The sequence below is a fragment of the Fischerella sp. JS2 genome (genome assembly GCF_032393985.1).
In the GTDB taxonomy this organism is placed as follows: Bacteria; Cyanobacteriota; Cyanobacteriia; order Cyanobacteriales; family Nostocaceae; genus Fischerella.
In genome coordinates this window covers 2,809,614-2,821,906 of the sequence record NZ_CP135918.1, presented here as the reverse complement: position 1 = coordinate 2,821,906, position 12,293 = coordinate 2,809,614, and the positions used below count along the sequence as shown (strand labels likewise).

The 12,293-nt window shown below is 39.8% G+C and carries 8 protein-coding genes; 4 read left to right on the top strand and 4 right to left on the bottom strand.

Annotated features, from left to right (window positions below):
• Window positions 1-105: 105 nt before the first annotated feature.
• Window positions 106-1,866 (bottom strand): DUF3685 domain-containing protein, encoded by a 1,761-nt coding sequence (locus RS893_RS11770; protein ID WP_315791946.1) that lies wholly within the window; start codon window positions 1,864-1,866, stop codon window positions 106-108.
• 449 nt (window positions 1,867-2,315) lie between these two features.
• On the opposite strand from RS893_RS11770, the gene RS893_RS11765 reads away from it, so the two are divergent.
• Window positions 2,316-5,357 carry a pentapeptide repeat-containing protein gene (locus tag RS893_RS11765; RefSeq protein WP_315791324.1) on the top strand — a complete coding sequence of 1,014 codons (3,042 nt, stop codon included), beginning with the start codon at window positions 2,316-2,318 and terminating at the stop codon, window positions 5,355-5,357.
• 78 nt (window positions 5,358-5,435) lie between these two features.
• Here RS893_RS11765 and RS893_RS11760 read toward each other — a convergent pair whose 3' ends face one another.
• The 3 genes from RS893_RS11760 to RS893_RS11750 all read right to left on the bottom strand — a co-directional run bounded on the left by RS893_RS11760 (window position 5,436) and on the right by RS893_RS11750 (window position 8,570).
• Window positions 5,436-5,873, bottom strand: a complete 438-nt coding sequence (locus RS893_RS11760) for a Fur family transcriptional regulator (protein ID WP_315791323.1) — start codon at window positions 5,871-5,873, stop codon at window positions 5,436-5,438.
• Window positions 5,874-6,438: 565 nt separating this feature from the next.
• Complete coding sequence (locus RS893_RS11755; protein ID WP_016865035.1) at window positions 6,439-6,657, bottom strand: DUF2839 domain-containing protein; 219 nt, start codon at window positions 6,655-6,657, stop codon at window positions 6,439-6,441.
• A gap of 275 nt (window positions 6,658-6,932) precedes the next feature.
• Window positions 6,933-8,570: a helicase C-terminal domain-containing protein gene (locus tag RS893_RS11750; RefSeq protein WP_315791322.1), complete on the bottom strand. Its 1,638-nt coding sequence runs from the start codon at window positions 8,568-8,570 to the stop codon at window positions 6,933-6,935.
• Between the two features lie 131 nt (window positions 8,571-8,701).
• Between RS893_RS11750 and RS893_RS11745 the strand changes: the two genes are divergently transcribed.
• From RS893_RS11745 to RS893_RS11735, 3 genes are all read left to right on the top strand, one after another.
• Window positions 8,702-9,673 (top strand): M48 family metallopeptidase, encoded by a 972-nt coding sequence (locus RS893_RS11745; protein WP_315791321.1) that lies wholly within the window; start codon window positions 8,702-8,704, stop codon window positions 9,671-9,673.
• A 134-nt stretch (window positions 9,674-9,807) separates the two neighbouring features.
• Entirely contained in the window at window positions 9,808-10,167 is a 360-nt protein-coding gene (locus RS893_RS11740) for a hypothetical protein (protein WP_315791320.1), read from the top strand.
• 272 nt (window positions 10,168-10,439) lie between these two features.
• Window positions 10,440-12,263, top strand: a complete 1,824-nt coding sequence (locus RS893_RS11735; RefSeq protein ID WP_315791319.1) for a DUF389 domain-containing protein — start codon at window positions 10,440-10,442, stop codon at window positions 12,261-12,263.
• Window positions 12,264-12,293 lie beyond the last annotated feature (30 nt).

Sequence of the window (12,293 nt, the reverse complement as noted above, 5' to 3'; positions counted from 1 at the left end):
ATAATTGGTAATTGGTAATTGGTGATTGGTGATTATTGGTCATTTGTCAATGCTAATTAACTATCAACCACTAACCACTAACCACCAACCACTAACTACTAACCACTAACTTTTTTTATTTTTTCCTTCTGAGAACGAAACACTACCAATACCTTGTAAAATACCACGAACAATTAAACCTAAACCTCGACCAACTATTTGTGTGAGTACAAAGACTACTCCACTCCCTAAGAAAGATAATAAAGATTGCAAACGAGGAGCGATCGCATCACCAAATTCTAGTCCCAATGTCACCCATAAACGAATTCCTGAAAGTTCGACTAATTCTTGACGACGAGGAGCATAAATAGAAGTTTTGGCAATACCACGGGGAGCAAATACAAATAGGTCATAGCGACTTTCAAAAATAGCTTTCGGTTCGGTTACTAAATTTTTTATCCGATATTTCCAAGATAAACTATTTCTAAAGCGTTCAATCTCTCGTGTGGAAATCAATTTACGATCATAAAAGTTTTGCTTAATATCTTCTATATCTCCTAAATAGTTTAGTAGAGGCTGGACGACAGCATTACCTACTTGAATTAACAAGTTTTCTAATAACATTTCAACCTGTTGATTAGCTTCAAAGCTTCCCGCAGAATAATTAGTATTGTCAATAATTAAATCTGTTTGAAATAATAAGTAAGAAAATAAATCAACAACTAAGGGAATTTGGCTGAGAATTACTGTTTGTACTACTCCAGAACTTTGTAATACTACATTGAGAATTTCTATCTGATTATTACCAAATCTTACCCGAGAAAATTTTCCAAAAAATTCTGTTGAAACTTCCTTCCATAATTCCTGTAAAATCGAATTTTTTATTTCAGTTAATTGATTAATTGTAATTTGGGAATTACGTAGATCATCTAAAATATCAGCAACTTTTTGCAAAATCAAATAAAGTAATTCTCGTTTTTTATCTGGACGCAAGATGTCAATTTCTAAAGACACATCTGTAACATTTTGCAAGGGTAATTGCAGTTTATTTAGGCAAGATGTAAATATTGTGGCTTGTAGCGCTCTCGGGCTAAGTAGAGAGGGAGTGTTTGGGGTGATAGTGTGATCGCTAGGGATATTTACTACAGGTAGTGGTAATTGCTCAGCAGCTTGAGATTGACTTTGGTCGCTGATTTGCTTGGATTGTGATGTTGCTAATAAATGATTGATTAACCAACGAGCTGCTAACAACTCCCGTCGCTGTCCAGCTAACATTGCTCGTTCTAATATCGGCTGTCCAGGAATCTGCAATTTCGCTGTTACTGCCGCTAAATTAGCATCTATTTGGACATTTCCTGACAAACGCAGGTTTTCTAATAGCCGAGTGAAAAAACGGTGGGGAGATGGGGTGGTGGGGCGGTGGGGAGATGAGGGTAACTCCTCTGCTATTGTGTCGTTGAAGACATACCAGTAGGAACGACCAGCTACTACTTCTTGCATAATGTCAACTAATTCGGTAACTGGCGTTCCTTTGGGGCAGTAACCGTCTATACCAACAGATTTGGCTGCCAGCAGTAGTCCCTGGTCTTGCACAGAAGTCAGTAATAAAATAGGTAAGTTTGGATACTGAGTTTTGATTTGCCGACACAGTTGTAAACCTATTTGCTGGCTTTGGAGAGAGCGACTATTACCTAGTTCTAAGACAACTAAATTTATACTTTTTAGGTCTTGTTGGGCAAGTTCTGCTAGAATCTGCAAAACAGCAGTATTTGTTCCTGCCTCCGATACTACTTGCAAGTTAGAAAATTCTTCGAGAGCGACCCGTAATCCTAGCCGGAAGATGGGGTCTTGGTCAACTAGCAATAATTTTAGAGGGCGATCGCTCATAATCCAAACTATATTCTGATGCTGTTTGTATTCAATGGACAACAGCTTCGATACTTCACTTATTCTCCCTATTTTTACCGAAGCAATTTTAGATTCAGATAAGCGTTCCAAATACTCAATTCTCTCATCTATCGTTTATTGATGTGTATCAGCAGAAAGTTTATAGACAGTAGACGCAAAGCAGCTTCTCTTAGAGTAGCGTCCCGCAGGGAACTTCAACGAGAAAGGCACAGGGCAGTCACGATGAAACTAGTTTCACGAGCTTTGCTATGAAAAACCTCACCCCGTCAAGAGAGGACACCCCTTTGCGAACCCGCAAAGAGGGGAAGGGGGTGAGGTTGCTTTCAAGTCAGAAGGCAGGAAAATCCTTAATGAATGTGTTTTTGAACTGAAAAAGATCGATGATAATTGCCATATACAGACAATTACTGTGTAATTAGATTAACTAAATGAGCTTGAGTATTCGACATTGGCTAGCAGAAAATTATATTGAAATCTCTGATATCAGTGGATTATCACCAGGACAGATGGTGAGTATCGCCTTCCGTATTGTTCAGGATATGGAAGTAAAAAGCCTCATCCCTTTGGACATTTGTAGCTTGGCAGAAGTGTTAGAACTACCCTTGGCTGCTGTGTGGCAGGAAATTACAGTCTTTGCTCAGTTGACAGAAAGTCTTCTGCGGACAATTTCTTATAAAAAGCCATTAAAACGTAACGAAGGCACATGGCTAGCATTTCAGATAGCCTATCTTCGAGGCTTACAGCAAGTTTTCGTTCAAGAAAAAAGCTTACAAAGACCTTGGTTAAATCAGATAATGCTTTGGGATAGTAGAAGAGGAAACGGGGAGATTAGTCAAAATAATGCTTCCATGTCTGTGCGACTCCTACAAGATAGCCAACTGCAAGGACTCCTCAAAACTCTCCGCCCAGGTAAATTAACTGATACTCAAGCTGAACAAGCTCTAAGTTTAGTCGCAGATTCATTACTGGCACAACAAATAGATAATGCTGTCAAAGCCTGGTTTGTAGCTAATGGAGTGGAGGAAGTAGAAAGTAAATTAATCACGCAACGTTTGCAAAATTCACTGTTTGGGCATTTACTGGCAGTGATAGCCGAAAACGCACCACCTCTAGCGCAACTACAAAAATTCGTTGGATTAGGAAATTTATGCCCTGTTAATTCTACTGACAAACATCTGCAAAATCCAGAGACTGGCTTACATGTAGGTGACAAAATTGACTTGTTGCGGGAACTCTACCGAGCTAGTTTAATGCAGAGACAATCAGAAACATTATTTATGGAATCCTTTGCTCTCAAGGATATTTATGTTCCCCTCAACGGTTTACCAATCAATGAGAGTGATTCGCAACCACATAACACAGCTGAACCAATTGATTTAATGACATGGGTGCGACAACAACTGGCTCATTTGGATACTATTGCTGTGATTGAGTCAGAAGCCGGTTATGGAAAAACTAGTTTTTGCCAAATGTGGACAGCAGTTGCAGCAAAAGAATTTTACCCTGCATGGATGCCGATATTAATTCGCCTCAAGGATGTCAAGTACGGTAAAACTTTAGCAGCAACCTTAAACTCTGGTTTTGCTCTTAATCGTTATATCCACCTTGGTGATTGGCTGCAACAAGATTATCCTCCTTGTTTGCTTGTGTTAGATGGTTTAGATGAACTACCACCTGCTAGTCAAGGTAATCAGGCAAAAATTATTTTGATGCAGCAGTTGTTTGGCTTGCAGTCTCAGTCTCGGCATAAAATTGTTTTGACTAGTACTTCACAAGCTTTAGAGGAGATCACTCAAGAACTAGAACTACCATTGCCATTGTGCCGAATTAGTATTCAACCGTGGGAACAGGAAGAGTGGAAACAATGGTTTCAACTATGGGCGCAAGTCCAATCTTTGCCCATTGCTCAAAATTTCTTTACGTTCCTCAAACAGTCAGGAGTATTCTCTGTTGCATCCAAGCTACCAGAACTTGCAGCCCTTGTCTGTCAACCTTTGATGCTTTACTTATTAGGAGTTTTGCATCGAGACGGACTTCTTGATGAGCAGATATTACTATTAGCTACCAAGACTCAAGCAACTACTAGCGCTACTCTTTTATGGGAAATTCACCAGCGTCTGAGTCGATGGTTATTAGGATATCCGCAAACTGGTGGCGTTAAAACAATGCTGCTGCGTTCAGGTTCGACTTATATCCACCGCACACAAGACGCGATCGCGAATCTGCTGCAAAACCGTCATCCTCAAGATGTACTTGAACACATGCAAGCGATCGCCCTACAAATCTTACACTCTCAACGCCATCAAATTACTTTAGAACCCAATCACAGCAATCTCCCAGCCTTTTATTTTATCCCCTCCCCCACCCCTCACCTCCAAACTGAATTTTCTCATCCCAAATTAGGAGAATTCCTCTGTACTCAAGCTATTGTTGCCCAACTGAAGTTACTTATCCAAAGTCAACAAAACGCTTATGGTGAATTTACCTTTGTGCTAGAGTCTGCTAGTAGTGTTGCTCAGCAGCTTTACAATTTATTTGGTTTTGGAATTGTTTCCCCGGAATTGGAAAATCTGGTGATTGAGAGTTTGCGGCGAGAACCACAGCATGAATTTGCTTTTGAATTGTTGTGCGATCGCCTATTATCTTTTTGGGATATCTATTGTCGAGGTCGTTGGTTAGATGAAGGTATTGCCCACAAAGCCTTTGCTTATTTTCAAGCGTTGCAAAACCCTGCGAATGTAGAACAGATTCATGCAGCAGTGGGAATGAATGTATTTTTATTACTTTGTGCTTGTCACCAACAAACCAAATCTACTTTTTGGCCTTGTGGCAATCCAGAAAATTTGTCTGAATTTTATTCACAAGCATTAATGATATTAATTGCTAGGACAAAAGTTTTACATCCAGCAGCTTTTGCAACACGTCTACAATCAACATCTCTTGCTTATCTCAGCTTATCAGGTGCTGATTTATCACAAGCGATGCTAGCTGGTGTAAATTTTGGGCAAATAGATTTATCTAATACTAATTTAATGGGAGCAAATTTAGTTGGAGCTAACTTGCTGGATGCCAACTTAGCCGCTGCAAATCTGACTGGTGCTAACCTCACAGATGCAAACTTATCAGGTGCAAACCTAGCGAGTGCCAACTTGACTGGTGCTAACCTCACAGGCGCAAATCTTCACTCAACTAATCTCACCAATACCTGCTTATTTCAAGCTGTTTTGCAAGAAACTGACAAAGAAATTGCCATACTTAATGGTGCAATTTTTTCAATTAAAGATTTTCAAATTATCAAAAAATTGCTATCCAAATCTGCTGATATTAATAATGTTAATTCTTATGAAAAAACAGCTGTTTGGTTAAATAATAACGCTGTCGAAAATATTATTGAAAGTGCAGAAGGTAAGCCAGTGATGTCTGGTGATTTGTATGAAGATTATGCTGATGATGAGACAGTGTTGGGATAGGAGGTAGGAGATGAATTAGTTAACAGTTAACAGTGAGCAGTTTAATTTGATAACTGATAACTGATAACTGATTAGTTCTCACGAATTTCGATAGCCGTAAAAATTAATACTATAATCTGTAACCTTAACACCTGTTTGTTCTTCAACCAAACGAATAATATCTTCTGGTAATGTGATGTGAACATCTACAATTTGGTTTGTATCCAAACAGTTAACATGGCTATGTGAGTCACTGATATTACCATACAAACGTCCGTCACAGTGTTCAATACATTCAATAATGCCACCGGAAGATAAGGCTTCTAAATTTTGATATACAGAAGTGTGACCGATCGCTTTGCCTTGCTGATTGAGGCGATCATAAATTTCTCTAGCAGAAAGATGCTCTTTTGCTTGCCAAAGTAATTCGAGAATATAGCGACGTTGGCGACTAACACGCATACCCTGCGTTTGACACTGTTCTATTGCATCTTCTAAAGAACGAATGGGTTTTGTAGATATCGTCGGTTTTTGCATATTGATGCTTATTAACTGTTTTAGTAATTTTTTCTTTTGAATATTTATTTGTTATTTTATATTTTTAAGGTTTATGTACTTCCTGGTCAGTCCAAAACTGTGTTGTTACCAGTAATACTAATTTTAGATTTTAGATTTTGGATTTTAGATTAAAACCATTGATTAGTAGTCTATTCCAGAATCTTGAAACAAGACTCCCGCCTGCCTATTTGGTGTAATTGCTGCGGAAATCACAGATTGCTGAGAGGAATTTTTATATTTCTTGACAATTTTGCAGTCATACCTTAACCTTAAACAAACTCATTACAACTTTAGCTTAAAATCACTGTAAACGTCTACTTTAATTGACAATATAAAAGCTTCACTCACCTGTTTGTACAACTCATAATTGCTGAATTCTCACAAAACATTGGTACAGTCATATCTGTCTTGAAAGGAAGAGGACACAAGGAGTAACAAGAAACTTTCCTAAATTTATTGTGAACTATAAGTACTGGTATAAAAATTTAAAGACAGCTTGCATAGGTAAGCTGTCTTTATGAAAAAATTTATTTAAAGCACCCCTTCAAACTACTTGCCACCAGCCAAAAGCCGGGCCAATAAAACGAATTGTTACCCAAGCTGCAACCATAATACCAATACCAATCCAAGCACCACGAGAAGTCCATTTTACAAAAAGTTCTGCTTGTGATTTTGTGATCGGAACCCAAGGCATAATGCGTTCTTGTTGGGCTTGACCGTATTTTTCTCCCAATGCTTCTTTACGACGTTTTGCTTCACCCATTTACTTCACCTACGACTAAAATGCAAAATGTTTTCTCTATTAAATAACAGTTGTGTATTTTGTTGTTTGTTGTTTGTTGTACCCTGAACCGATACAAATGCTTTGCCCCAGTATCAACCACTAACCCTACTCTTGTGAGAAGACGCTTGTGCGTCTACGGGTTCGTCAGTCGCTCATGGGGGCTCGGGGTCCCCTTTGGGGTTGGGGGAGGAACCCCCTGCGTAATAGTTGCTGACTCACCACTAACTACCAACTACCAACCCCCAACACAACTTTTATGAGTCGTCCTGACTGTGTTGGGAAAATAAACTGGGATCGAGATAGTTAATACGTGCTAAGGGACTGAGAGCAGTTAATATTTGAGCGCCATAGCTACGGTTGACGACTCGACTATCAAGCAAAGCTACGATACCTTGACTTTCTCGGGCAGGGGCGATCGCTCTTTGTAATTCGTTTAAAGCTGCTGGCAATAAGTATAAACGAAACCAGTCTTGATGCGATCGCTTATAGTGGGCAACCCTTCCCGCTACCAAGGGATGCTCAAGAGATGGTAAAGGTAGAGTCGCGATGATGATCAATTGTGGTGCAGGCAAAACTTTTTGATGTTCTCGCCAAAATTCCCAACCACTAATTAAAATCCCATTTTCATCCAAACAAGTTTTTTCTACCTGGACTCGCGAACCAAATTCCGAAGCTAAAATTGCTCCAACTTGGGACTTCAATGGTACATCTCCCACTAACACCACCGTCAATCCTGGTGATGTAGCACTCAGACATACTAGCGTCCGTACTTTGTGAATAAATGCTGCTTGAAATTCTGGGGTATTTGGTAAGGGCAACTGATACGGTATGTAAAGTTGAATCGCTTCCGTTTGACTATCCGAGAATTTTAAACAAGTCAACTCCTCACCCAACCCAAGGTGTTGGCGAAAAATAGGAGCCTCGGTTTCCGGTTCTAGGGAACTCCCAATCAATACCACAGGCTGGCGCTGCCAAATCGGGGTTAGTATTTCTGCTATATCAATCGGGACGCTGTGTAAAGAAAATAAACCTTGACGACGGGCAATAGTGGCCCACAGGAGAGATGGGGTGGTGGGGAAGGCGGGGGTCCCCTCTGGGGATAAGGGGCGATGGGGAACTCGGGGCCTCCACTCCCTTAAGGGAGTGGGGATTAGGGGAGATGGGGGGGTGAGGGAACAAGAGTGCTGGAATTGTTGCCAAAACTGTTTCCAAGCATCGGGGAGAGTATCTATGTCTAAATTTGAATAAAGACTGCTCAATATTTCTGTTTCTGCTTGGGAAATTAAATAGCATTCGTAGGGATTTGCAGGATGCTGGAATAGTTCGTGTGTTAGTTTTGCTCGTACAGAGCGAATTTCCTCAGCAATATGTGGGTAAGCAAGTATCAGTTGATCCCAATCATGGGCTTCCCAAGTGACGGTGAGTTGGTCACGCACCCAAATTTCTAAATCGTCTACGCCATCGATAATTGTAGGAATGCCCGCCGGAAAATTCTCATGGGCTGTTAGTTGTGCTTTTAACCAAGCTTGGGGTGAAATCAAAAATAGTCCTTGAAAGTCACTACCAGGCCAAACATCACCTGTTCTAATAGCCTTATTCACTCCCAGCCATTGTTGTAGGCGAGGAATTTCCACTTTTACAAGACGTTGCTGCACAACTTCAGAAGTAACGATGATCACAGGCCCGTACCACATCAAAGCCGATGCTACAAAACTTGTACGATACCGCCCTTGATAACCACAAGCCGCACCCACTTGAATCAGGGCGCTACGTCCCAAGCGCAGGGCGCGTGCAACCAACCGTGCCATCGTTAAATGATGGGGCCACGTTGGGAAACCCGCCTGCGATCGCAGGAAGTTATGTAATGATAAATGAACTTCTGCCTCAATCACACGCTTTTCATCCCATACAAAGTGATTTTTGCTTGCAATAGCCCCACTTCTATTATTCAGTTATCAGTGACCAGTTACCAGATTGATAACTGATAACTGTTAACTGTTAACTGACCTACTACCCTAAATTTATGGCAACCTATACAGGAATTTCCAGCGAAGCTTTTAGACACCCCCTAGATCGGCAAGCAGAGCAAGCCTTGCGTAGTTTACCGGGATTTGATTTAGTCGCCCGTAAACTCATGGAATTTATCTACGAGCGCCCGCAGTTAATCTATTTAATGGGCAACACCATCCAAGTTGGGCCTCGTCAATACTCCACTATTTACCAGATTTTTCGGGAATGTGTGCGGGATTTGGATATTTATCCAGAGCCAGCACTGTTTTTATCACAAAATCCCCAAGCTGATAGTTATGCGCTGGGGCAAGAACATCCTTATATAGTCATAAATACAGGGATTTTAGACTTACTAAACGAAGCCGAAATTAGGGCGGTGTTAGCCCATGAACTGGGGCATATTAAATGTGGTCATACTATTTTAATTCAAATGGCGATGGGGGCGATGAGTGCTGCTTCTGCCCTTGGTAGATTTACTTTTGGTATAGGTAATTTTGTTACACCAGCATTAATTTATGCTTTTTTTGAATGGCGACGCAAAGCAGAGTTATCAGCAGACCGAGCCGCATTATTATTAGTAGATGACTTGAATACTGTGATGTCCTCAATTATGAAAACTACGGGTGGCAGTATAAAATATGCCAACGAATGTAGTTTACAAGAGTTAATTCGTCAGTCAGAAAATTATCAGGTGCTGGACGAAGATGAATTGAATCAAGTCTATAAATTTTTGGTTTACAGTGGCGCTCAAAGCGAGATGCTAAGCCATCCTTTTCCTGTGGAACGCTTACATTATCTACGGGAATGGGCAGTTTCAAAAGAATATCAGCAAATCAAACAAGGAAATTACATGCGATCGCCTGCATCTGGAGCAGTGGATGTGAAAGCAACAGAAGCTGCTGCCCGAAATGAAGAAATCGAAAAATTACAACAAAAAATTGCAGAATTACAAACAGAGATTGACAGAATGAAAAAATCAGGTTGAGTGGGGAGCGGGGAGCGGCAGACGCGGAGAATAACCAATGCCCAATGCCCACTAACCACTAAACACTAACTACTAACAATTTTGATATGATGCTCAATTTGACAAAATTTCTATCTGTCTTAAGTACAATTTTCATGCTTGTTGTCTTATCACCAACAATTACTTTGGCTACTCCAGTTAATTTCAATACAAATTCGACTTTAGCTATTGCTTTAGCAAATCAATTATCTTCAGAAATCAACTTTACTCCACAGGTACGGCAACAACTTCAAGCAGTACGCCAACGCCGCAATCGAGAGATTCAAAAAGTTTTGGACTCATCTCAACTGACTGAATTCACTCGCAACCTACGTTCTGGTGATAATTTTCATCAAGCGCTAGACAAACTTAATTTGCAAGGCGATCAGAAGGAAATGGTAGAGGCGATCATGAAAATTAGTGATTTGAAAACAAAAGCTATCCTATCTCGTTATTCACACCAAACAGGGAAATAACCACCGACTTTTCCCTGTTTGGTGTGAATTAGTATTACATAACTTAACATCCTCAACAAGGATAGAAAAGCTGGTTAATTGATTTTTACAACATCTCTCAATAATCAATAATTGACTTATTAAGTATGATATGCTAAGCAATTTTAAGCATTCCTTCCTGGGCTTTACCAAACAGCAATTGTTGACCAAAAATCGAATTTTGGTACACATTTCGTCTGCTGGTTTCGTCTGCTAGATAGAAGTTGTGATCTCATCAGCTTGTAAGGAAGATTATGGCTAAGTTTCAACGGACAAATACTCCAAAATTTAATTGGGTAACTCGGTTTCGGAATTGGCTGGCTGTTAACTTGGGCATTTCTCAAGTCCGTAAGGAAGAAATTTACCACGACTTACTTATTTCTGTCACCCTACAGGATGTCAGTTATTGGCTACAGGTAATATTCGCGGCGGGAATTGCTACTTTGGGGTTAGTGCTAAATAGTCCAGCTGTAATTATCGGAGCAATGTTAATTTCTCCACTGATGGGGACGATTCTTGCTACCGGTTTAGCATTTGCTGCGGGGGACTTAATTTTAGCAGTGCGGGCAACACTAAATCTTGCCCTGAGTTGTGCGGTAGCAATTATTTTTGCTGTTACTTTAGTAGGAATTTTACCTTTTAAACAACTAACTTCTGAAATTGCTGCCCGGACTAACCCCAACGTTCTAGACTTAGTAATTGCATTATTTTCTGGCGCTTTAGGTTCAGTCGTTACCTGCAAAAGACCTAAAGGGGTTGTTACCTCGATACCGGGAGTATCGATAGCAGTTGCACTTATGCCTCCTTTATGTGTCGTTGGTTATGGAATTGGCATAACTACTAGCTTGAGCTTCACAGATGGATTGCAAATTGCTCGTGGTGGAGGTTTGCTATTTTTAACAAATCTGATAGCAATTACACTCATGGCAATGATAGTTTTTTGGTTACTACATATTGATACGCCGCTAGTACGGGAACGGGTGCGAGAGTGGCATCAAAAAGACCCCGAAAGCCATTGGTTTCAATCACTTATCGCAAGTTCCTCTATTTCCAATCGCTTAAAAGTTATTGGTAGTCTTCCTAGTCGCTTTATTTTAATTTTATTTCCAGTATTAGTTCTGCTCATCCCACTGAATGAGTCTTTAATTCAACTGCGGCAAGAAATTACTCAAAAACAACAAAATAACAAGATTATTAAAGTTGGGACAGAAATTTGGCAGCAGAAATTTGCAACTTTTACAGATGGTCAACGCCGCTCTGATATTAGCAAGATTTTTGCCCAAGAGCAAAATGGTAAGCTTTTGATTCAGATGAGAGTGTTTACGAGCAAGTTATATACTGCCGAAGAGAAAAATGAATTTGTTCGATTAGTTGCATCTCGTTTAAAAAAAAACTCTGATGCAGTCCAATTACAATTAATTGAAATTCCCACAGCTTCTAAAGACCTCATCGCCCAATTAGCAGCAACTGAGAAAAAAGAACTGGAAGTAGAGAAAAAACCACAGCCAACGATAGCAGAATCTCAAGCTGCTTTTTTACAAAGCACGGAGGCTGCTTTACAGAATTTCCAGCTTCCCCCGCCAGCCCAATTATTACGTTATGAGGTGATAATCACAAATAATACAACAGAACCATTAAGTTTGAATATGGTTTATCTTAGCGAACGTGAAATGAGTACAGATGCAAAAAATATATTGATAGATGATATTAGAAATAGACTCATTTTTCCAAATGCTAACGTCAGGTTTCAAAGAATACCTGTTGACCAAGGAACCATCACATTTGCATCAGATAGAACAGAACTTTCATCTGCTAGTACTCAGTTACTCTCTCGGATTGCGAGAATCCTACAGTTACAGCCAAATTTGCAAATAGAAATCACTGCTGATCTGTCAAATAAAGAACCAGATAGTATTGTCAAAAAAAGAATTAATGTTATTAAAAACTACCTGAATTCTCAATGGAAAATTACAGCTAATCAAATTAATATATCTTCAAAAAAGATTGAATCTAGCCGCAATATAGAACTAAAAATGAAAGTAGCTAAAAGACCTGAAATAAATTTAATAAAACCTTAATATAATATCTATTCAATTTAAGTGCATTAG

Excerpts from the sequence above, each read along its gene's own strand:
- RS893_RS11765 (WP_315791324.1), top strand. The coding sequence starts at position 2,316 with ATGAGCTTGAGTATTCGACATTGGCTAGCAGAAAATTATATTGAAATC.
- RS893_RS11740 (WP_315791320.1), top strand. The coding sequence starts at position 9,808 with ATGCTTGTTGTCTTATCACCAACAATTACTTTGGCTACTCCAGTTAAT.
- RS893_RS11745 (WP_315791321.1), top strand. The coding sequence starts at position 8,702 with ATGGCAACCTATACAGGAATTTCCAGCGAAGCTTTTAGACACCCCCTA.
- RS893_RS11735 (WP_315791319.1), top strand. The coding sequence starts at position 10,440 with ATGGCTAAGTTTCAACGGACAAATACTCCAAAATTTAATTGGGTAACT.
- RS893_RS11755 (WP_016865035.1), bottom strand. The coding sequence starts at position 6,657 with ATGGGTGAAGCAAAACGTCGTAAAGAAGCATTGGGAGAAAAATACGGT.
- RS893_RS11760 (WP_315791323.1), bottom strand. The coding sequence starts at position 5,873 with ATGCAAAAACCGACGATATCTACAAAACCCATTCGTTCTTTAGAAGAT.
- RS893_RS11770 (WP_315791946.1), bottom strand. The coding sequence starts at position 1,866 with ATGAGCGATCGCCCTCTAAAATTATTGCTAGTTGACCAAGACCCCATC.